18 protein-coding genes are annotated in these 21,679 nt (G+C 72.8%); 11 read left to right on the top strand and 7 right to left on the bottom strand.

The features are described 5' to 3' along the window. The first annotated feature begins 1 nt into the window (after position 1). Positions 2-988 carry a hypothetical protein gene (locus tag HTV45_RS02185; protein ID WP_215203859.1) on the top strand — a complete coding sequence of 329 codons (987 nt, stop codon included), beginning with the start codon at positions 2-4 and terminating at the stop codon, positions 986-988. 6 nt (positions 989-994) lie between these two features. Here the strand turns inward: HTV45_RS02185 and HTV45_RS02180 are convergent, their stop codons facing one another. The 3 genes from HTV45_RS02180 to HTV45_RS34745 form a co-directional block, all read right to left on the bottom strand. Beyond that, positions 995-2,491: an NAD(P)/FAD-dependent oxidoreductase gene (locus tag HTV45_RS02180; protein ID WP_215203858.1), complete on the bottom strand. Its 1,497-nt coding sequence runs from the start codon at positions 2,489-2,491 to the stop codon at positions 995-997. 424 nt (positions 2,492-2,915) lie between these two features. Further along, positions 2,916-3,545 (bottom strand): TetR/AcrR family transcriptional regulator, encoded by a 630-nt coding sequence (locus HTV45_RS02175; protein ID WP_215203857.1) that lies wholly within the window; start codon positions 3,543-3,545, stop codon positions 2,916-2,918. 35 nt (positions 3,546-3,580) lie between these two features. After that, complete coding sequence (locus HTV45_RS34745; RefSeq protein WP_285899599.1) at positions 3,581-3,715, bottom strand: hypothetical protein; 135 nt, start codon at positions 3,713-3,715, stop codon at positions 3,581-3,583. A gap of 213 nt (positions 3,716-3,928) precedes the next feature. On the opposite strand from HTV45_RS34745, the gene HTV45_RS02170 reads away from it, so the two are divergent. The 3 genes from HTV45_RS02170 to HTV45_RS02160 all read left to right on the top strand — a co-directional run bounded on the left by HTV45_RS02170 (position 3,929) and on the right by HTV45_RS02160 (position 6,225). Further along, the gene (locus HTV45_RS02170; RefSeq protein WP_215203856.1) at positions 3,929-4,492 is read left to right on the top strand and encodes an SAV_6107 family HEPN domain-containing protein; all 564 of its coding nucleotides are present in this window, start codon (positions 3,929-3,931) and stop codon (positions 4,490-4,492) included. A gap of 271 nt (positions 4,493-4,763) precedes the next feature. Continuing rightward, entirely contained in the window at positions 4,764-5,534 is a 771-nt protein-coding gene (locus HTV45_RS02165; RefSeq protein WP_215203855.1) for a methyltransferase, read from the top strand. A gap of 289 nt (positions 5,535-5,823) precedes the next feature. Then, a complete protein-coding gene (locus HTV45_RS02160; protein WP_215203854.1) occupies positions 5,824-6,225 on the top strand; it encodes a DUF3040 domain-containing protein in 402 nt (133 codons plus the stop codon). Between the two features lie 58 nt (positions 6,226-6,283). Here HTV45_RS02160 and HTV45_RS02155 read toward each other — a convergent pair whose 3' ends face one another. The 4 genes from HTV45_RS02155 to HTV45_RS02140 all read right to left on the bottom strand — a co-directional run bounded on the left by HTV45_RS02155 (position 6,284) and on the right by HTV45_RS02140 (position 12,082). Next, positions 6,284-8,815 (bottom strand): DUF3488 and transglutaminase-like domain-containing protein, encoded by a 2,532-nt coding sequence (locus tag HTV45_RS02155; RefSeq protein ID WP_251691087.1) that lies wholly within the window; start codon positions 8,813-8,815, stop codon positions 6,284-6,286. Between the two features lie 47 nt (positions 8,816-8,862). After that, positions 8,863-10,224, bottom strand: coding sequence for a DUF58 domain-containing protein (locus HTV45_RS02150; RefSeq protein ID WP_215203853.1), 1,362 nt, complete (start codon positions 10,222-10,224; stop codon positions 8,863-8,865). After that, on the bottom strand, positions 10,224-11,276 hold the full coding sequence (locus HTV45_RS02145; RefSeq protein WP_215203852.1) for a MoxR family ATPase: 1,053 nt from the start codon (positions 11,274-11,276) through the stop codon (positions 10,224-10,226). Before HTV45_RS02145 ends, HTV45_RS02150 begins: the two co-directional genes overlap by 1 nt. A 257-nt stretch (positions 11,277-11,533) precedes the next feature. Next, positions 11,534-12,082, bottom strand: a complete 549-nt coding sequence (locus HTV45_RS02140) for a carbonic anhydrase (protein WP_215203851.1) — start codon at positions 12,080-12,082, stop codon at positions 11,534-11,536. Positions 12,083-12,499: 417 nt separating this feature from the next. Between HTV45_RS02140 and rsmH the strand changes: the two genes are divergently transcribed. The 7 genes from rsmH to murD all read left to right on the top strand — a co-directional run bounded on the left by rsmH (position 12,500) and on the right by murD (position 21,656). Further along, positions 12,500-13,456 (top strand): 16S rRNA (cytosine(1402)-N(4))-methyltransferase RsmH, encoded by a 957-nt coding sequence (gene rsmH, locus HTV45_RS02135; RefSeq protein ID WP_215203850.1) that lies wholly within the window; start codon positions 12,500-12,502, stop codon positions 13,454-13,456. 106 nt (positions 13,457-13,562) lie between these two features. Further along, positions 13,563-14,096: a hypothetical protein gene (locus HTV45_RS02130; protein ID WP_215203849.1), complete on the top strand. Its 534-nt coding sequence runs from the start codon at positions 13,563-13,565 to the stop codon at positions 14,094-14,096. Positions 14,097-14,101: 5 nt separating this feature from the next. After that, entirely contained in the window at positions 14,102-16,054 is a 1,953-nt protein-coding gene (locus tag HTV45_RS02125; RefSeq protein WP_308309013.1) for a penicillin-binding protein 2, read from the top strand. A gap of 167 nt (positions 16,055-16,221) precedes the next feature. Then, positions 16,222-17,742 carry a UDP-N-acetylmuramoyl-L-alanyl-D-glutamate--2,6-diaminopimelate ligase gene (locus HTV45_RS02120; RefSeq protein ID WP_215203847.1) on the top strand — a complete coding sequence of 507 codons (1,521 nt, stop codon included), beginning with the start codon at positions 16,222-16,224 and terminating at the stop codon, positions 17,740-17,742. Positions 17,743-17,746: 4 nt separating this feature from the next. Continuing rightward, positions 17,747-19,162: a UDP-N-acetylmuramoyl-tripeptide--D-alanyl-D-alanine ligase gene (gene murF / locus HTV45_RS02115; RefSeq protein ID WP_215203846.1), complete on the top strand. Its 1,416-nt coding sequence runs from the start codon at positions 17,747-17,749 to the stop codon at positions 19,160-19,162. Next, a complete protein-coding gene (gene mraY / locus HTV45_RS02110) occupies positions 19,159-20,232 on the top strand; it encodes a phospho-N-acetylmuramoyl-pentapeptide-transferase (RefSeq protein WP_215203845.1) in 1,074 nt (357 codons plus the stop codon). Before murF ends, mraY begins: the two co-directional genes overlap by 4 nt. Then, positions 20,214-21,656, top strand: a complete 1,443-nt coding sequence (gene murD / locus HTV45_RS02105; protein ID WP_215203844.1) for a UDP-N-acetylmuramoyl-L-alanine--D-glutamate ligase — start codon at positions 20,214-20,216, stop codon at positions 21,654-21,656. The genes mraY and murD overlap by 19 nt, the downstream gene beginning before the upstream one ends. The last annotated feature ends 23 nt before the right edge of the window (positions 21,657-21,679 follow it).

Raw genomic sequence — 21,679 nt, 5'->3', positions numbered from 1 at the left:
CATGGGCTGGACGGTCCTCTACATCGCGTTCGGCATCGTCGCGCTGTGGTTGCTCGGCGAGGTGCTGCTGCAGTACAAGGCACGGCTGCGCTGGCGGCTGCTCGCCTTCGCGGGCTTCCTCGGCGTGGTGCTCGGTGTGCTGATCCCGTCCGTGGTCGTCATCGGACTCGGCGCCGCCGCCTTCGCGGTCGGCCAGACCTACGTCACGCTGTCGTTCCGCCGCGGGTTCGCGGCGGGCTGGGCGGTCAACTCGCCGAAACTGGCCGCGGTCAAGGGCGGCCGCGGCGGCCGCGGACACGAGGAGCCCGGCCCGGAGGCATCCGACCCTGAGCCGTCCCACGACGGCTATGGCGACGACGGCCACCGCGACGACGGCTACGGCGACGCCGGGCACCGCGACAACCGCACCGGCTACGGCGCGGACGACGACTACGACCGCGACGACGTGTTCACCCCCGCCGCCCGCACCGACCAGATGACGGCCGCCGAGACCACCTCCGTCTACGAGCCGCAGCCCATGCCGGACGACACCGGCTCCTACGGCGTGTACGGCACGAACCCCGGATACCCGGACCCGTCCCAGGACCAGTACGCGGCGGCCGCCCAGGGCGCCGACCAGAACTACGCCTACGACTACTCCGGTTACGGCCAGCAGCAGGGCTACGACACCACCGGTCAGCAGTACGCCGCGTACTCCGACCCGTACATCGGCAACCCGACCTACGGCGCCACCTCGTACGACACCGGCGGTTACGCGGATCCGCAGCAGTACGCCCAGCAGGCCCACACCCAGGACCCGTACGCCGGCGGCTACGGCGGTGAGACCCCGGCCGGCGGGCTGTGGGTCCCGCAGCAGCGCAGCGCCGACGACCCCTACGGCGCCGAACTCCCGCCGGAGCAACAGCAACAGCAACAGCAGCAGTACCCGTACCAGGGCGACGGACAGACGAACGGCAACGGGTACGACGAGCAGCAGTACCGCTTCTGAGCGCGCTCACTGGGAGCCGCGGAACTCCGGTCCCTCCACGATCAGCCCCGCGACCAGCGCCCCCGACATCCCGGCGTGCGGCAGTCCGCCGCCGGGATGCGACCAGCCGCCGACCGTGAACAGCCCCGGCAGTTCCGTGCTGTTGGACGGGTGCAGCAGCCGTCCGCCCGCCGCGGCCAGCGCCGGCGCCGGCACCGCGCCGCCCTCCGCGCCGGTCTCCCCCGCGATGTCGGCCGGGGTGCGCACCTCGCGGTGGACCAGCCGGTCGCGCAGGCCGGGTACCGCCCGTTCGGCGACGGTGATCAGGCGCTCGGCGTGCGTGTCCACGCCCTCCCCGGTCCCCGCGGGCACCACGGAGGTCACCGTGACCGCCTCGTGGCCGGTGTCCGGCACCAGCGCCGGGTCGTCCGGCCGCAGCACCGTGACGGTGGGCCGGGCGGGCAGGCCCCCGGGGGCACCGAACAGCGACTCCAGCTCGGCCCGGCGGTCCTCGGCGTGCACGACCGTACGGTGCGGTGTGCCCTGCGGGCGTCCGCCCCGCAGCGCCAGCAGCACCGTCACCCGGCTCGCCGCCCCCCGCCGGGCGGGAACCGCGTCCGCACCGCGCACCCGCGTGCCCCGGCTCAGCCGGTCCAGCATCTCGGGCGGCACCCCGGCGACCACCAGGTCCGCCTCCGCCACCGAGCCGTCGGCCAGCTCCAGTCCCGCCGCCCGGCCGTCCTTCTCCAGCACGCCGGTGGCCTCCGCGCCGAAGCGGAACTCCACCCGGCGGGCCAGACACCGCTCGTACACGGCCCGCGCCAGCTCCCGCATGCCGCCCCGCACGTACCAGGTGCCGAAGGCGTGCTCCATGTACGGCAGCACGGCCGCGCTCGCCGGGGTGACGCGGGGATCGAGACCGAGTGCGAGCGCGTGGCTCTCCAGCAGCGCGGCCAGCCGGGGATCACGCAGCTCCCACGCCCCGACCTCGGCGAGCGTGCCCGCCGTGCGGGTGCGCAGCAGCCTCTTGTGCGGAACCGCCGGGTACGGCTCGCGCTCGGCCAGCACCTGCCAGTTGGGCCACAGCGGCTCCTCCAGCAGCGGCCGGCGCGAGCGGTCCCAGGCCTCCCGGGCCCGCACCAGGAAGTCGCCCCAGCGCCGGGCGGCCACCGGGCCGAGGCTCTCCGCCAGGGCGGAGACGACACCCGCGCGGGACGCGTTGGGCAGGGACACGTGCGTACCGTCCGCGAACACGTGGTGGGACGACGGGTCGACCTGGACGAGCCCGACGCACTCCTCCAGCGGCTCCCTGCCGGTCTTCAGGAACAGATCGCGGTAGACCGCCGGAAGGGGGAGCAGCCCCGGCCCGGTGTCGAAGGAGAATCCGTCCCGCTCCACGCGGCGCAGCGCACCGCCGTACGTCTCCGTCCGCTCGTAGACCGCCACCCGGTGGCCCGCGACGGCCAGCCGGGCGGCGGCCGCCATCGCGCCCACCCCGGCGCCGATCACCGCAATCCGTGCCATGCCGGCGACTTTATCCGCCCGCACCGGCCGTCCGGCACCGGGCGCCCACCCCTCCCGGCCGGGAGGGGCACGGGTGCTCACCGGTGAGTACCCGTACCTAGCCGCCCGGTTGAGTACGCGCGCGGATAGGCCCCGGCCTGCGGGGAGGAGAGAGTGGAGACCACGGAGAGGGGCACGGCCCGGAGACCGGCGGCACGGGGCGCCGGAGCCGGGCCGGGCCCGCGATCCGCTCCTTCGGCCGGAGTCCGCCGGCGGAGGTGAGACACGGGGAACCCGGGGGACGACCGCAACGGGGTTCGCGGGGGAACGCACGGGGGAGCACGTGAAGGCGCCGGCCCGGCCGGTGGCGCGGGGGACGCGGCCACCACCGGACCGGCGCCTTCACGTACCGGGGTGCGGAGGAATGTGCCGGGGAGCGGAGGAGTCAGGGGCGGCCGCTGACCCGCCCCTGCAGCAGCCGGGACAGCGCCGCGTGCACATCGTCCAGGGAGCGCCCGGGCTGGAAGGACTTCCAGTCCAGCGCGGCCACCAGCACCATCCCCACCAGCGCCGCGGCCGTCAGCGGGACATCGATCTCCTCGCTGAGCTCGCCGTTCGCCACACCCTCGTGCAGCACTCCCTCGACCACCGCCACGGCCTGCTGGCGCACGACCAGCAGCGTGGAGTTCCAGGCCCGGTTGGTGCGCCACAGCTCGGCCACGTACAGCTGGGTGAAGGCCGGGTAGCGGTCGATGAAGACCAGCCCGGCGCGGATCATCGCGTCCAGCGCGTCGACTCTGCTGCCGCCCCTCGCGGCCGTGGTCTCGGCCGCGTCCCGGAGCGAGGCGGTCAGCAGACCGACCCCGTGCCGCAGCAACTCCTCGAAGAGGACCGACTTGCTCGCGAAGTTGTAGTAGACCGTGCCCTTCGCGACTCCCGCCCGCTCGGCGATCTCGTCCACGGTGGTGGCCGAGAAGCCCTGCTCGGCGATGAGGGTGACGGCCGCCTCGTAGAGCTTCTGCCGGGTGGCCTCGCGGCGGGCACTGCCGCCCGGCGTGGTGCTGCTGCTTTCCATGGTCCTGATTGTCACAGGAACGCCGGCCCGCGCGATCACAGGCTCAGCCCGGGGTGCAGCCGGTCCCGTGTCCACACCTGGCGGCGGCGGGCCGACAGCGCGATCCGCCAGGCCGGGGCGCCCGCCGCGAGCGCGCGCCGGTTCATCGGCGGGATCAGCAGGTACGCCACCCTCGCGCCCACCCACAGCCGGGCCGAGGTCGGTCACCCCGGCGAGGTTCATTCCGTTCTCTCCCGCCGACTGGTCAGTGCAGAAACCAGCTCGAACGGTCGCTCGAAGCGAAAGCCCAGGTCAGAACGGATTGTCAGTGCCATACCTCACGATGTGTACATACGGCACCCCGTCTCGGGGCGTGCCGTCACGAAGACGACAGGAGGTTCGTCATGGCCAACTCTTCCGCGGCCGCCGCCCGTCGGCGCCGTGCAGCCGGCCCTGCCCCCTCACTGAACGGCCCGGCGAGCGACGTCCACCCCGTGCTGCGCCGCGCCACGGCCCCGCCCGCCGCCCTCGACCTGCTCGCCCAGGCCCGTGCGGGGCTCGACGAGACCACCGTCCTCGAAACGCCGAACGAGCGCTATGCGACGGCCCACCTCGCCGCACTGCGCACCGCCGCCGCCGTGCTCGCCGCACGCGGCCGGCCCGAGACCTCACCCCGGGGCCGGGCGAGAATCCGCAGCGCCTGGGAAGTGCTTCCGGAGATAGCGCCCGAGCTGACCGAGTGGAGCGCGCTGTTCGCCTCGGGGGCCGGGCGCCGCGCCCGCGCCGAGGCGGGCATCCAGGGCGCCGCCACCACCCGTGACGCCGACGACCTGATACGCGACGTGAAGACGTTCCTCCGCCTGGTGGAACGCATGTTGTCTCCCCAGCCGCTCCTGCCCCAGCCACGCGCCGACGGGAGGGATCCCCAGGGGCGCGCGGGGCTGCGCAACGGGGACCTGGGGGCGTAGGCCCCGGGTGCGCGACGGGAGGGGGCGGACCCACAGGGGCTCGACGCGAGAGGGCGGACCCACGGGGGCGCGGGAAACAGCGCGAACGGGGGGCCGGGGCGGAGCCCCAGGGGAAGGGACGGGAGGGGGGGCGGGGGCGGAACACCCGGGCCCTCGGCCGCGGGCCCCGCAGGTGACCGGCAGGCCCGGCGCAGGCCATAAGGTGGACAGCGCCCAAAGCCCGACCGTCCCGCCGAACCCCCCGGCGGGACCCCGCCGAGGAGTCACTACCGTGTCGGACCCGATGCGACCCCGCGCCGCTCTCCGTACCGCCGTGGTCTGGGAGGTCCTCCAGGACGCCCTGGAACGCCGGGTCGAGGCGACCGGACGGCAGGCGCTGGACGTCCTCGACGCCGGTGGCGGCAGCGGCAACTTCGCGGTGCCCCTCGCCCGCCTCGGCCACCGGGTGACCGTGGTCGACCCCAGCCCGAACGCGCTGTTCGCCCTCGAGCGCCGCGCGGCCGAGGCCGAGGTCGCCGACCGGGTCCAGGGCGTCCAGGGCGACGCCCGCGGCCTCTTCGACGTGGCCGAGCGCGGCGGCTACGACATCGTGCTGTGCCACGGCGTCCTGGAGTACGTCGACGACCCGGCCGAGGGCGTACGCAACGCGGTGGCCGCGCTGCGCCCCGAGGGCGTGCTCAGCCTGCTCGCCGCGGGCCTCGGCGGCGCCGTGCTCTCCCGTGCGCTCGCCGGTCACTTCACGGAGGCCCAGCAGGCGCTCGCCGACCCGAACGGCCGATGGGGCGCGGGCGACCCCATGCCGCGCCGCTTCACGGCCGGGCAGCTCACCTCACTCGTGGAGGACGCGGGTCTGCGCGTCGGAGCGGTGCACGGCGTACGGGTCTTCGCCGACCTCGTCCCCGGTGCGCTCGTCGACACCGAGCCCGGCGCCCTGGACGCCCTGCTGAAACTGGAGGCCGCCGCGGCCGAGGTCGCCGCCTTCCACTCCGTGGCCACCCAGCTCCATGTGCTCGGTGAGACGCCGGGGACCACTGGGGTGTGAGCCGCGTGCTGTGACGCGTCGCTGATCAGCGACGCGTCCGGCGGCCCCGCTGTGCATGGACTGCGCCACAGGCCACCCGAATGGCGGCCGGGCGCCGTATGATCGAGGGAGACCGCCCGGCATGACGGGTCGGCCGCCGGGGAATGAGAAGCCTCAGTGGGCCGGGACGTGATGTCTGGGACCGGTTGGCCAATTGGCGTAGAGGGGCGGGTTTCACGGGGGCGATTCCCTGCCTATCCTGAAGGGACCCCCCGGGTCGCCCCGGCGACTGCACGATGAGGAGGACTCCGTGCCGCTCTCGGAGCACGAGCAGCGCATGCTCGAGCAAATGGAGCGAGCGCTGTACGCCGAAGATCCCAAGTTCGCGACGGCGCTCGAGGGAAGCGGGCTGCGTACGTACACCCGGCGACGGGTTTACCAGGCGGTCGCGGGCTTCCTCGTGGGTATTGCGCTCCTCATGGCCGGTATGGTCGCCCAGCAGGTCTGGCTCAGTGTCGTGGGTTTCCTCGTGATGCTGGGCTGTGCGGTCCTCGCGGTGACCGGCTGGCGCAAGGCACCCAAGCCGGGTGAGCAGGCTGCCGGTGCGACAGATGCTCCGCAGGCGGGTCGTCAGGGGAGACAGCGTCGCTCCGTGATGAACCGCATCGAGGAGCGCTGGCAGCGTCGGCGTGACGAGCAGGGCGGGCGGTGACGTCCGCCTCCGCGTCCGTCTTCCGGCGCGTATGAGACATGGTTGAGGGGGCGACCACCTACGGGGTGGTCGCCCCCTCAACCATGTCTCGGGGCGTTCGGCGTCCCGGGCGGGCGTGCCTCTTCAGCGGCTGACGTGTCGGTGTGGCCGGCGCCGGGAGTTGGTGCGGGCCGGGGGCGATGGCGCAACCCGGCGCCGACGCCGTGCCGTCGCGCCCACCCGTGCCGCCCCGCGGCCCGATTGCCCGTGGTGGCGGTGGCGGGCGGGACGGGCGTCGCCAGGTCGGGCGGAGGGCCGAAAGGCGGGTCCGGAGGTGCGACCACCGGCCCGACACCGCCCAGGCGACCCGCACCGCCGACCGCGGGGCGAGTACCGCCCGCAGCCGGGTCCGCCGGCCCGCCGTGTCCCGCAGACCCGCGATCGCCCGGCGTGCCTCGTCCGCCAGACCCGCCGTGGGCTGCGGCCTGGGCGCGTACAGGACCTGCTCCACCGCCCCGGCGACCCGGTGCACCGATTCGGCCGCGCTCCGGTCGAGCCGGCCCAGCCGCACCAGGCGGTCGGCCGCCCCGCGTGGCGTCAGCGACTCGTCGGGTGAGATGCCGTGGTCCCACGCCGTGTCGGTCAGCTCGTCCCAGACGGCGAGTACGTACGGAGCGGCGTCCGCCTCCGACCGGCCGTGCCCGCCCAGGCGCACCGCTCTGATCCGCAGCCGCCACAGCATCGGCGACAGTGGCAGCATCAGGACGGCGAGACCGGCAAGGGCCCACAGCAGCAGTGCGTACCACTTCGGCCCGTCCCCGCCCGTGTCCAGTGCCGCCTGCGGCGACTCGCTCCCGCACCCGTCCAGCCTCCTGCGCTCGGGTGAGCAGCTCTCGCTCTCCGACGGCGCTGCGGACTGCTCATCGGGCGCGGCCTGCGAGGGCAGGGCCGGATCCGGCAGCGTGCTGTCCGCGGCGTCCGGCACGGTGTAGGGCGGCGTCGAACCCCGGGTCGGGGTCGGCTCGAAGCGGGTCCAGCCCACCCCCTCGAAGTACAGCTCCGGCCAGGCGTGCGCGTCCCGCTGCCCGACCGAGATCGTGCCGTCCGCCTGCGGGGTGCCGGGGGCGAAGCCCACCGCGATCCGCGCCGGTATGCCCAGGGAGCGGGCCATCGACGCCATCGCGAAGGAGAAGTGCACACAGAAGCCCTGCTTGTCCCGCAGGAAGCGGGCGATCGCCTGCGAGTCGCTGCCGACATCGACGTCGGTGTCGTACTCGAAGCCGCCGTTCAGGGTGAAGTACTCCTGGAGCTTGACCGCCCGGTCGTAGGCGTTGTCCGCGCCCTCGGTGATCTCGCGGGCGGTCCGGGACACCAGGTCCGGCAGTGAATCCGGCAGCTCGGTGTACTCGCGCGTCAGAGCGGGCGACGGCTCCGGCGCGCCGGAGAGCTGCTCCGCGGTGGGCTGCACCTGGAGGCTGCGCACCTCGTACGTCAGACCGCGGGTGTTCTGGCCGTGATCGCCGACCAGGGTCATGCCGACGGGTTCGTATCGCCAGTCGCCCTTGACGCTCACCTCGCTCGGCGGGTAGGGCATCGGCAGCCAGTTCTGGCCGTACCAGTCGGCGGTGGAGACCGTCGTGCCGACCTCCGTGCGCGCGATGCCGGGGCCGAGGCCGGGTGGGGTCGGGAACCTGCCGTCGGGCACCGTGGTGATGGACCGTTTCGACGGCTTCCACGTGGTGCCGTCGAAATCGTCCAGGGACACGATCCGCAGATACAGGTCCGACGTGTCCGCCATCTCGGAGCGCACCGACAGCACCTGGCGGTCCTCGTCCACGTTCAGCGAGTCGCGCAGCGACACCAGCGGGTTCACCGCGGAGATGGTGCCGCCCCCGCCGCCGCCGGAGCCGACACCGGAACCGGTGGGATCCAGCAGCCCCCCGTTCATCGACGGCAGACCGAGCGGCAGCACCAGGGCGATGCCCACCGCGAGCACTCCGATCCGCCGTCCGGTGCGCACCGGCGCGACGGCGCCCGGCTGGTCGGCGCCCGGGCCGCGGGCCGTTCCGCTGAAGACCCGGCCCCACTGGGAGAGCCGGTCGCGTCCCTCGGCGAGCAACAGCATCAGATAGCCGACCGCCGCCAGCAGGAACCACAGCCAGTCGATGCCGTTGTCGGACAGCCCGGCGGCCACCGAGTAGAGCGCGAGCAGCGGAAGTCCGGCCGGGGCCGCGCTGCGGAAGGTCACCGCGAGGGTGTCCACCAGCAGCCCGATCACCAGGACTCCGCCGACCAGCATCAGCCGTATGCCGTCGGACAGGGGGGCAGGGATCGCGAACCTGCCGACGTCCTCCCCGCCCTGTTCCAGCACCGCGGCGAAGTGGCGGAAGGCCTCGGGACCGGGTATCAGCCCGGCGAGGGCGTGCTCACGCGCGAAGACCAGGGTCAGCAGCACCAGGGTGACCAGGAACTGCGCCGCCACCGTCAGCGGCCGCGCCAGCGGTATCCGCCGTCCGGCCGCGCCCACGCCCGACTGAACCGCCAGCAGCAGCATCGACTGGACGAGCCAGGTCGCCTCGCTGACCAGCGGCAGCAGGGCACACGCCGCCATCAGTGTGGCCGCCCACGCGCAGATGGCCAGCCTCGCCCGCCCGCTGATCACGGTCCCTCCCCACCGCTCGCCACGGCCAGGCCCGACCGCTCCCGGTCCGCCTGCCGCCACAGCCCGTCCAGCGAGGCACCCCGCGGCACTCCCAGGGCGGTCCAGCCCGCCTCCCGCAGCATCCGCAGCCGTCCCTCGCTCCTGTCCAACGCGCCGGGCAGACCGGCCGGTTCCCCGAGCCAGGTCCCACTGTCCAGCACGAAGGCGAGGGCTCCTCCGCCGCGCTGCCGCATCCGGGCCAGCACCGCGGCCTGCTCCTCGTCGAGGTCGCCGAGGAAGGCCACCAGCAGCCCCTCGTTCCCCCCGCGCAGCACGTCATAGGCGCGGGACATGCCGTCCTCGTCGGAGTGGTCCACCACGGCGAGGGTGTCCATCATCAGCCCGGCCGCGTCCGCCGACTCCTGGTTCACCCCCGCGAAACCGTCGGACCCCTCGCCCGGTACCGAGGTGCCGGTGTCGGTCAGCAGCCGCACGGAGAAGCCCCGCTCCAGCATGTGCACCAGGACGGAGGCCGCGCCGGACACCGCCCATTCGAAGGCCGAGTCCGGTCCCGCGCCCTCGTAGGCGACGGCCCGGGTGTCCAGCAGCACCGTGCACCGGGCACGCTGCGGCTGCTCCTCGCGGCGCACCATCAGCTCGCCGTACCGCGCGGTGGAGCGCCAGTGCACCCGGCGCAGATCGTCGCCGTAGCGGTATCCGCGCGGGATGATGTCGTCGTCACCGGCCAGTGCCAGCGAGCGCTGCCGCCCGTCGCCGTACCCCATCGCCTCGCCGCCCAGCCGCACCGGCGGCAGCGGCTCGACACGCGGGATGACCGTCAGTGTGTCGTACGTCGAGAAGGAGCGGGTCAGCTCGCACATCCCGAACGGGTCGGACAGCCGGAGCTGGAGCGGGCCCAGAGGGTACCGGCCGCGCAGATCGGAGCGGACCCGGTAGGACACCTCACGCCGCCCGCCCGCCTCCACCCGGTCCAGTACGAACCGCGGGCGCGGGCCGAGCACGTAGGGCACCCGGTCCTGGAGCATCAGCAGGCCGGTGGGAAGCCGCGAGACGTTGTCCATCCGCAGGTGCACCCGCGACTCGGAGCCGGCGGGCACCCGGCCGGGGGAGAGCCGGCGGCTGCCGGCGACCCGGTAGCGGGTGCGGTAGAGCACGGCCGCGCACACCAGCGGCAGTACGGCCAGCAGCAGCCCGACCCGCAGCAGATCGCTCTGCCCGAGTACATACGCGCAGACCCCGGCGGCCACGCCGGCGGCCAGAAAGGAACGGCCACGGGTGGTGAGTCCCGCCAGGGCGGTCCTGATCCCGCTCCGGTCGCCCGTGTCGCTGTTCGTGTGGACGGCGCCGGCGCCGGTCATCACAGCCTCCGGGGCGGCTGCGTGCCGAACTCCGGACCGCTGTGTCCGAGACCGCCCTGCGGCGGACCGCCCGCCGGCGCCTGGGGCCGGTCCGTGGGCACCGGGATGCGCTGCAGGATCTCCTGCACCACCTGCTCGGCGGTCCGGCGGTTGAGCTGTGCCTGGGCGGTGGGCAGCAGCCGGTGGGCCAGGACGGCCGGGGCGAGTGCCTGCACGTCGTCCGGCAGCGCGTAGTCCCGGCCGCCGAGGGCCGCCGCCGCCTTCGCCGCGCGCAGCAGGTGCAGCGTCGCGCGCGGCGAGGCGCCGAGTCTGAGATCGGGGTGTGTGCGCGTGGCGGCGACCAGGTCCACCGCGTACCGGCGGATCGGCGCGGCCACGTACACGTCGCGCACCGCCTCGATCAGCTTCAGGATCTCGTGCGCGTGGGCCACCGGCTGGAGGTCCTCCAGCGGGGAGACGCCCCCGTGCACGTCCAGCATCTGCAGTTCGGCCTCCGCGCTCGGGTAGCCGACCGAGACACGGGCCATGAAACGGTCGCGCTGGGCCTCCGGCAGCGGATAGGTGCCCTCCATCTCCACCGGGTTCTGCGTCGCCACGACCATGAACGGGCTGGGCAGCTCGTAGGTCTTGCCGTCGATGGTGACCTGGCGCTCCTCCATCGACTCCAGCAGCGCGGACTGGGTCTTCGGCGAGGCGCGGTTGATCTCGTCGCCGATCACCACCTGCGCGAAGATGGCGCCCGGCTTGAACTCGAAGTCACGGCGCTGCTGGTCCCAGATGGACACACCGGTGATGTCCGAGGGCAGCAGGTCCGGCGTGAACTGGATCCGCCGCACCGAACAGTCGATGGACCGCGCCAGCGCCTTGGCGAGCATCGTCTTGCCGACTCCCGGCACATCCTCGATGAGCAGATGTCCCTCGGCGAGCAGTACGGTCAGCGAGAGCCGTACGACCTCAGGCTTTCCCTCGATCACGCCTTCCACCGAACTCCGCACGCGCTCCACCACGGCGGTCAGATCAGTGAGGCTCGCTCGATCGTCATAGGTCGTCACCCGGCCCTCCTCGGCCTTTTCCCGCGCTCCTCGAAGGAGCGGGGAACCCCAAATGTCCCGGGCCGACGCGTCTCCGCGGACCGGCCCACCCCGAATCACGGACGCCACACCGGAAAAGTTCCGCGTGACACCACTCCCGCATTGTTGCCGCCGTTACCGATTCGTGTCACTCGCCTGTGGACAACTGACAGCGATATGTCAGGTCTTACGACCGGAACGGCTCCGGAGTTCAGCAGATCCCCGGCGCGGGTGCCAACTCAGGCGGGGTCGATCTCGCGCAGCAGGCCCGACTTCACGTCGAAGACGAAGCCGCGCACGTCGTCGGTGTGCAGCAGGAACGGCGAGGTCCGCACCCGGGCCATCGACTGGCGTACGTCCTGGTCGACGTCCCGGAAGGCCTCCACGGCCCAAGCCGGGCGCTGGCCCACCTCCATCTCCAGATCGTGCCGGAACTCCTCGGTGATGGACTCCAGACCGCAGTTGGTGTGGTGGATGAGGACCACGCTGCGGGTGCCGAGGGCCCGCTGGCTGATGGTGAGCGAACGGATCACGTCGTCGGTGACGACGCCGCCCGCGTTGCGGATCGTGTGGCAGTCGCCGAGCGAGAGTCCCAGGGCGTCGTGCAGGTCAAGACGCGCGTCCATGCACGCCACCACCGCCACGTGCAGCACCGGGCGGGCGTCCATGCCCGGGTCGGTGAAGGCGGCCGCGTACTGCTCGTTCGCTTCGACCAGACGGTCGGTGATCTTGCCCGGGGTGACGGGGGCGGTGCTGGAGCCTGCGGGGACCGATGCGGAAGTCGTCATACTCATGACGGTAATGGTCAGGAGGACGGCAGGCCCGTTGTGAGAGGGGACAAAGAACGTCAGCGATCCTTGATGTGAGGTAACCCACACGAGTGGTGTGAGCCCCCTCCTCAGAATGATTCGCCCGATGTATCCCTTGACTCGTGGTGCGGGCCGCGACGCGCAGGCCGGTTGATTGACCGGGCGGGACCGTGGACTAAAGTGACGCCAGCGGGAGACGAGACCGCCCGCTGCACTGATGTCCCCCGGAGACCCCTGGCCGCGACCAGGGATTCTCCCCGCGTGCGCGGCGCGTACGTACGGCTCGGCCTCCTCCCGCCGCCGCTCGGCCGAAGCTCCGGCGCCGGCCGCCCCTTCACCGGGGGAGGGCGGGGACCCGGCGGTGCGTGAACGCCGGGCCGGATCTGAGAGGGCCCCTTGAGCCAGCGTCGACACGTCCCGGTGATGCTCCAGCGGTGCCTGGACCTGTTGGCGCCCGCCCTGGAGCAGCCCGGGGCGGTGGTGGTCGACTGCACCCTCGGGCTCGGCGGCCACAGCGAGGCCCTGCTCCGGCGCTTCCCCGATGTCCGGCTCGTCGCACTGGACCGGGACAGGGAAGCACTGCGCCTGTCCGGCGAACGGCTCGCCCCCTTCGGAGAGCGGGCCACCCTGGTGCACGCCGTCTACGACGAGCTCCCCGGCGTACTCGACCGGCTCGGTGTCCCGCGCGTGCGCGGCATCCTGTTCGACCTCGGGGTGTCCTCCATGCAGCTCGACGAGGCGGACCGCGGCTTCGCCTACGCCCAGGACGCCCCGCTCGACATGCGCATGGACCAGACGACCGGCCTCGCCGCCGCCGAGGTCCTCAACACCTACCCGCCCGGCGAGCTCGTCCGCATCCTGCGCGCCTACGGCGAGGAGAAGCAGGCCAAGCGGATCGTGTCCGCCGTCGTGCGCGAGCGCGAGAAGGAGCCGTTCACCAACAGCGCACGCCTGGTGGAGCTGATCCGGGACGCGCTGCCCCAGGCCGCCAAGCGCACCGGCGGCAACCCGGCCAAGCGCACCTTCCAGGCCCTGCGGATCGAGGTCAACGGCGAGCTGACGGTGCTGGAGCGGGCGATCCCGGCGGCCGTCGGGTCCCTCGCCGTGGGCGGACGGATCGCCGTGCTGTCGTACCACTCCCTGGAGGACCGCCTCGTCAAGCAGGTGTTCGCGGCGGGCGCCGCCACCACCGCCCCGCCCGGACTTCCGGTCGTCCCGGAGCGGTACCAGCCCCGGCTCAAGCTGCTCACGCGCGGTGCCGAACTTCCCACCGAGGAGGAGATCGCCGAGAACCGGCGCGCGGCCCCCGCGCGGCTGCGCGGCGCCGAGCGGATCCGGGAGGACGTCGGGTGAGGCGCGGGCGGTACCGGGCCCGCGCACGGCACCAGGGTACGGACGGCGCACAAGGCGGGTGACGGGCCGGCGTACGGGCGGGACGAACGAACTCAGGGGAGTGTGAGTGAGTAGGAAACCCGGACTGAAAGGGCGGCCCGGACCGGAGGGACGGCCCCGGCTGAGAGGGCGGGCGGCCCGGCTCGCGCAGTTCCTGCCCACCGGCCGGGCCCAGGCGGCCCGCACCCCCTTCGTCCTGCTCGTCGTGCTGCTCCTCGGCGGCGGCCTGATCGGTCTCCTGGTACTGAACTCCGCCCTCAGCGAGGGCGCCTTCCGGCTCGGCGACCTCCAGCGGGAGACCAAGGACCTCACCGACGAGGAACAGGCCCTGCAACGGGACATCGGTGACTACTCCGCCCCCGACGCCCTCCAGCGCCGGGCCCGCGAGCTCGGCATGGTGCCCGGCGGCGGCCCCGCCTTCCTGGACCTCGACGGCAAGGTCAAGGGCGTACCCGGCGCCGCCTCCGCCGCCCGCGCCCCCCTGGTCCTCGCCCCCGAGGCGCTGGCCACCGCGACGGCCCCGCCCCCGGCCGCGGAGCCGGGCCCGTCGGCCGCCGCTGCCTCCCCCTCCTCCGCATCGACCCCGACTCCCGGCAGGTGACGGAAGTGTCCGACAGGGAACCGCTCCGCCGCAGAGTGCCCGGACCCTCCCGGCCGGCCGCCGGACGGCGCCCCGGGCCCGGCGCCCGTCCGGCCCGCCGGCCATCGGGCCCCCGTCCGGCGGCCCCCAAGGTCATCCGCCTGGGCAGCCCGCGCCCCCGGCTGCGCCTCGTCGGCGTCACGCTGACCCTGGTGCTGCTCGCCTTCGTCGTGCGCCTCTTCCAGGTGCAGGCCGTCGACGCGAGCACCTACGCGGGCAAGGCCGAACAGAACCGCTACGTCGGCCAGGTGCTGGCCGCCGAACGCGGCGAGATCACCGACCGCACCGGTGTGGCCCTCGCGACCAGCGACGACGCCTACGACATCACCGCCGACCCCACGATGTTCGCCCCCGGGGAGCTGGAGATCGCCGACGGCCCCGAGCAGGCCGCCGCCCTCCTCGCCCCGATCCTGGGCCAGGACCAGGACGACCTGGTCAAGAAGCTCCGGCCGGAGAACAAGGCCCTGCGCTACGTCAAACTGGCCGGCCGCCAGACCCCTCAGGTCTGGACGCAGATCAAGGACCTCAAGGCCGCCCTCGCCAAGAAGGCGGAGCATGACACCTCCACCGTCAACGTCCTGGCCGGCGTCTTCTCCGTGCCCACCAGCAAGCGGGTGTACCCCAACAAGGAGCTCGCCGCCGGAATACTGGGCTGGGTCAACGCCGAGGGCGAGGGCGGCGGCGGTATCGAGCTCCGGCTGGACAAGCGGCTGGCCGGCGAGGACGGCAAGATCCGGTACGCCCAGTCCGGCGGCCGTCTCGTCCCGACCGCCGGCGGCGCCACCGAGACCCCGGCCGTGCCCGGCAGCGACGTCGAGCTGACCATCCACCGGGACATCCAGTGGGCCGCCCAGAACGCGATCGCCCAGCAGGTGGAGGAGTCAGCGGCCGACCGCGGCTACGTCATCGTCCAGGACACCCGCACCGGCGAGGTCCTCGCGATGGCCAACGCGCCCGGGTTCGACCCGAACGACCTCTCCGAGGCCGATCCCAGGACACTCGGCAACGCGGCCGTCCAGGACGCCTTCGAACCCGGCTCCACGGCCAAGGTCCTGTCGATGGCCGCCGTTCTCGAGGAGAACGCCGCCACCCCGGGCACCCATGTCGTGGTGCCCAACCGGCTGCACCGCGGCGACCGGCTCTTCAAGGACGACATCGACCACCCGACCTGGTACCTCACGCTCAACGGCGTGCTCGCCAAGTCCAGCAACATCGGCACCATCCTCGCGACCGGCCAGCTCGGCAAGACCCAGGCCGCGGCCAACAAGGTCCTCTACGACTACCTGCGCAGGTTCGGCCTCGGCGACCACACCGGCCTCGGCTTCCCCGGCGAGACCAAGGGGATCCTCGCCCCGCCGGACGCCTGGTCCACCTCGCAGCAGTACACGATTCCTTTCGGCCAGGGCGTGTCCGTCAACGCGATGCAGGCCGCCTCCGTCTACTCGACCATCGCCAACGGCGGTGTCCGGATCGAACCCACACTCGTCCGCGGCTCCAAGGGACCCGACGGACGCTTCACCCCCGCCCCGAAGCCCAAGGAGACCAGGGTCGTCAGCGAGAAGACGGCGAAGACGCTCGCCCGGATGCTGGAGTCCGTCGTGGACGACGAGGAGGGCACCGGCACCAAGGCGCGTATCCCGGGCTACCGGGTCGCGGGGAAGACGGGTACGGCGAACCGCGTGGATCCGGCCACCGGCAAGTACCACGGCTACACCTCGTCCTTCGCCGGGTTCGCCCCCGCCGACAAGCCCAGGATCACCGTCTACTGCGTCATCCAGAACGCCACCCAGGGAAGCTACTTCGGGGGTCAGATCTGCGGCCCGGTCCACAAGCAGGTCATGGAGTTCGCCCTGAAGACCCTCCAGGTCCCGCCGACCGGCGCCGCCCCCGCCAGCCTTCCGGTCACCTTCACACCCTGACCCGTACCGAGCACCGAGCCACCAGGAACCACCTCGTGACAACGAACAGCCCCGACCCCGGCAAGCACGGCATCCGCCCCTCGCTTCGCACCTCAGCCGGTACGCCCGGTACGCTCACCGCCGTGCCACACGCCGATCAGTCCCAAACCGCCCAGAAGGGCCACCCTGTGACATATCCGGGGCCGCCCCGCCCGGACCGGGTCTCCGCCACACCCCTCGCGGAACTCGCCGGTCAGCTGGGCGCCGCCGTACCGGAGCGGGCCGCCGGGGTCACGGGCATCACCCATGACTCGCGCGCCGTCCGCCCCGGCGACCTGTACGCCGCGCTCCCGGGCGCCCGCGTCCACGGCGCCGACTTCGTCACCCAGGCCGCCGGCCTCGGCGCGGTCGCCGTACTGACCGACCCGTCCGGCGCCGAGCGCGTCGCCGCGACCGGACTGCCGGCGCTGGTGGTGGACGACCCGCGCGCGCGGATGGGCGAGCTGGCCGCGACCATCTACGGCCACCCGGGCCGCGATCTGCTCCAGATCGGCATCACCGGTACCTCAGGCAAGACCACCACCGCCTATCTCGTCGAGGGCGGTCTGAGGACCGTCCGCAGCACGGGACTCATCGGCACGGTCGAGATGCGCATCGGCGACGAGCGCATCAAGTCCGAGCGGACCACACCGGAGGCCACCGACCTCCAGGCGCTCCTCGCCGTCATGCGTGAACGCGGCACCGACGCGGTCGCCATGGAGGTGTCCAGCCACGCCCTGGTCCTCGGCCGGGTCGACGGCTGTGTCTTCGACATCGCGGTCTTCACCAACCTCAGCCCGGAGCACATGGAGTTCCACTCCGGGATGGAGGACTACTTCCAGGCGAAGGCGCAGCTGTTCACGCCCGCGCGCAGCCGGCTCGGCGTGGTCAACGTGGACGACGAGTACGGCCGCCGCCTCGTCAAGGAGGCCGGCGTCCCCGTCGTCACCTACTCCGCCGAGGGCCACCCCGACGCCGACTGGCGCGCCGAGGACGTCGAGGTCGGCCCGATGGACTCGACGCTGACCGTGGTCGGCCCCGAGGGTGAGCGGATCACCGCGCGCTCGCCGCTGCCGGGCCCCTTCAACGTGGCCAACACCCTGGCCGCGATCGTCTCCCTCGCTGCCGCGGGACTCGACCCGCAGGCCGCCGCCGACGGCGTCGCCGCCGTGCCGGGCGTGCCCGGCCGGCTGGAGCGCGTGGACGCCGGCCAGCCCTACCTCGCGGTGGTCGACTACGCCCACAAGACCGACGCCGTCGAGTCGGTGCTGCGCGCCCTGCGCAAGGTCACCGAAGGCGAGGTGCACATCGTGCTCGGCTGCGGCGGCGACCGCGACACCACCAAGCGGGAGCGCATGGGCGCCGCCGCCGCGCGGCTCGCCGACACCGCCGTACTGACCTCCGACAACCCCCGCTCCGAGGACCCCCTCGGGATCCTCGCCGTCATGCTCCAGGGCGCCGCCTCGGTGCCCGCCCACGAGCGGGGCGAGGTGCAGGTCTTCGAGGACCGGGCCGCCGCGATCGCCGCCGCCGTCGCCAGGGCGCGGCCCGGCGACACCGTGCTGGTCGCGGGCAAGGGCCACGAGCAGGGTCAGCACATCGCCGGGGTGGTGCGTCCCTTCGACGACCGTCAGGTGCTTCGCGAAGCCATCAAGAAGACCCAGGGATGAACTTGTGATCGCCCTCTCCCTCGCCGAGATCGCAGAAGTCGTCGGCGGGAAGACGCACGACATACCGGACCCGTCCGTCCGGGTCACCGGGCCGGTGGTCCGGGACTCGCGGGAGGCGGGGCCCGGCAGCCTGTTCGTCGCCTTCGCCGGCGAGCGCGTGGACGGACACGACTACGCGGCCGCGGTCGTCGAGGCGGGCGCGGCCGCGGTGCTGGCCTCCCGGCCCGTCGGGGTGCCCGCGATCGTCGTCGACGACGTCCAGGCGGCTCTCGGAGCCCTCGCCCGGCATGTCGTCGGCCGGCTGGGCGCGACCCTCGTCGCGCTCACCGGCTCGGCCGGCAAGACCAGCACCAAGGACCTCATCGCCCAGGTGCTCGGCAGCACGGCGCCGACGGTCTTCACCCCCGGCTCCCTCAACAACGAGATCGGCCTGCCGCTGACCGCGCTCACCGCCACCGGGGACACCCGGTTCCTCGTGCTGGAGATGGGCGCGCGCGGAATCGGCCACATCCGTTACCTCGCGGGTCTGACACCGCCGAAGGTCGGCCTGGTCCTGAACGTCGGCTCCGCGCACATCGGCGAGTTCGGCGGCCGGGAGCAGATCGCGCAGGCCAAGGGCGAACTGGTCGAGGCCCTGCCCCCGGCCGGGGAGGGCGGCGCCGCCGTCCTCAACGCGGACGACCCTCTCGTACGGGCCATGGCCTCCCGTACGAAGGCGAAGGTGATCCTTTTCGGAGAGTCCGACGAAGCGGACGTTCGGGCGGAGAACGTGCGACTCACGGACAGCGGACAGCCCTCCTTCAGGCTTCACACACCCTCCGGTGCATCCGATGTGACCATGCGCCTGTACGGTGAGCATCACGTGTCGAACGCGCTCGCCGCGGCCGCCGTCGCCCACGAGTTGGGCATGTCCGCTGACGAGATCGCCCGCGCGCTCTCCGAGGCGGGCTCCCTCTCCCGCTGGCGGATGGAGGTCACCGAGCGCCCGGACGGCGTGACGGTCGTCAACGACGCCTACAACGCGAACCCCGAGTCCATGAAGGCCGCGCTGCGCGCGCTGGCGGCCATGGGCAGAGGGCGTCGTACGTGGGCGGTGCTCGGCAGGATGGCCGAGCTCGGGGACGAGGCGCTCGCCGAGCACGACGCGGTCGGACGGCTCGCCGTCCGGCTCAACGTCAGCAAGCTCGTCGCGGTCGGGGGCAGGGAAGCCGCCTGGCTGCAACTGGGCGCATATAACGAGGGTTCGTGGGGTGAGGAGTCGGTGCACGTGTCCGACGCACAGGCGGCTGTCGACCTGTTGCGCAGCGAATTGCGCCCGGGGGATGTCGTACTCGTGAAGGCGTCCCGTTCGGTCGGGCTCGAGAGCGTGGCGCAGGCGCTGCTCGAGACCGGTGCCGAGGGTGAGGTCGCCGCCCGATGATGAATCAGATCCTGTTCTCAGGAGTCATTGGCCTCTTCCTGACGCTGGGCGGCACTCCGCTGCTGATCAAACTGCTCGCCCGCAAGGGGTACGGGCAGTACATCCGCGACGACGGACCGCGCGAGCACGCCAGCAAGCGCGGTACGCCGACGATGGGCGGCATCGCCTTCATCCTGGCGACGGTCGCCGCCTACTTCCTGTCGAAGCTCATCACCGGCAAGCCGCCGACCTACTCCGGTGTGCTGGTGCTCGGCCTGATGGTCGGCATGGGTCTGGTCGGCTTCCTCGACGACTACATCAAGATCGTCAAGCGGCGTTCGCTGGGTCTGCGGGCCAAGGCGAAGCTGGCCGGACAGCTCCTCGGCGGTATCGCCTTCGCGGTGCTCTCGCTCCAGTTCGCGGACGCCCGCGGCAACACCCCGGCCTCCACCAAGCTGTCGTTCATCACCGACTTCGGCTGGACCATCGGCCCGGTGCTGTTCGTGGTCTGGGCGCTGTTCATGATCCTCGCGATGTCGAACGGCGTGAACCTCACCGACGGTCTCGACGGCCTCGCCACCGGTGCCTCCGTCCTCGTCTTCGGCGCCTACACGTTCATCGGCGTCTGGCAGTGGCAGGAGTCCTGCGCCAACGCGCAGACCCTGACCAACCCGGGGGCCTGCTACGAGGTCCGCGACCCGCTCGACCTGGCGGTGGTCTCCGCCGCGCTGATGGGATCCTGCCTCGGCTTCCTGTGGTGGAACACCTCGCCCGCCAAGATCTTCATGGGCGACACCGGTTCGCTCGCGCTCGGCGGTGTCCTCGCCGGACTCGCGATCTGCTCCCGCACCGAGCTGCTGCTCGCCATCCTCGGCGGTCTGTTCGTCCTCATCACCATGTCGGTGGTCATCCAGGTCGGCTCGTTCCGGCTCACCGGTAAGCGGGTCTTCCGGATGGCGCCACTCCAGCATCACTTCGAACTCAAAGGCTGGTCCGAAGTCCTTGTGGTGGTCCGCTTCTGGATCATCCAGGGCATCTGTGTGATCGTCGGACTGGGTCTCTTCTACGCGGGATGGGCAGCGGACAAGTGACCGACTGGCAGGGCAGGCACGTCACCGTCGCGGGGCTCGGCGTCTCGGGTGTCCCGGCGGCCAGGGCGCTCCACGGGCTCGGCGCGAAGGTCACCGTCGTCAACGACGGGGACGACGCCCGCGCCCGCGAGCAGGCCGCGGAACTGGAGGCGCTCGGCGTCACCGTCCGCCTCGGGGACGGCACCGCATCCGACAGCGGTTCTGCCGCGGGTCTGCCCGAAGGCACCGAACTGATCGTCACCGCCCCCGGCTGGAGGCCGGACAAGCCGCTGTTCGCGGCGGCGGCGGCGGCCGGGGTGCCGGTGTGGGGCGACGTCGAACTCGCCTGGCGGCTCAGGAAGCCCGGCGCGGCCCCCTGGCTCGCGGTCACCGGCACCAACGGCAAGACCACCACCGTGCAGATGCTCGCCTCCATCCTGGAGGCGGCCGGTCTGCGCACCGCGGCCGTCGGCAACATCGGCGTCTCCCTCCTCGGCGCGGTGCTCGGCGAGGAGGAGTACGACGTGCTCGCCGTGGAGCTGTCCAGCTACCAGCTCCACTGGGCCCCTTCGCTGCGCGCCCACTCCGCCGCCGTGCTCAACCTCGCCCCGGACCACCTCGACTGGCACGGTTCCATGGAGGCGTACGCCGCCGACAAGGGCCGTGTCTACGAGGGCAATCGGATCGCCTGCGTCTACAACGCCGCGGACAAGGCCACCGAGGACCTGGTCCGCGAGGCCGACGTCGAGGAGGGCTGCCGCGCCGTCGGCTTCACCCTGGGCCCCCCCGGACCCTCCCAACTCGGTGTCGTGGAGGGCATCCTGGTCGACCGCGCCTTCGTCGAGAACCGGCAGAAGAACGCCCAGGAACTCGCCGAGGTGTCCGACGTCAGGCCCCCGGCCCCGCACAACGTCGCCAACGCCCTCGCCGCCGCCGCCCTCGCGCGGGCCTACGGTGTGCCCGCGAGCGCCGTACGGGACGGCCTGCGCGCCTTCACCCCGGACGCCCACCGCATCACGCACGTCGCCGACCTGGACGGCGTCGCCTGGGTCGACGACTCCAAGGCCACCAACACCCATGCCGCCGGCGCCTCGTTGGCGGCGTACGAGTCGATCGTGTGGATCGCCGGCGGCCTCGCCAAGGGCGCCGCCTTCGACGAACTCGTCACGGACTCCGCGAAGCGGCTGCGCGGTGCCGTGCTGATCGGCAGGGACCGTGCCCTGATCCGCGAAGCCCTGGCGCGACACGCCCCGGAAGTACCGGTCGTCGACCTCGACCGGACCGACACTGGGGCGATGCTCCAGGCTGTCCAGGAGGCGCAGCGGCTCGCACGGCCCGGCGACACGGTACTGCTGGCCCCCGCCTGCGCCTCGATGGACATGTTCGCCAACTACAACAAGCGCGGTGAAGCGTTCGCACAGGCGGTGCGCGAGCTCGGCGCCTGACCCCCGGCCCGCCTGGCGCCGGG

Source organism: Streptomyces sp. CHD11 (assembly GCF_018638295.1).
GTDB lineage: Bacteria > Actinomycetota > Actinomycetes > Streptomycetales > Streptomycetaceae > Streptomyces.
This window is presented reverse-complemented; position numbering and strand designations above follow the sequence as displayed.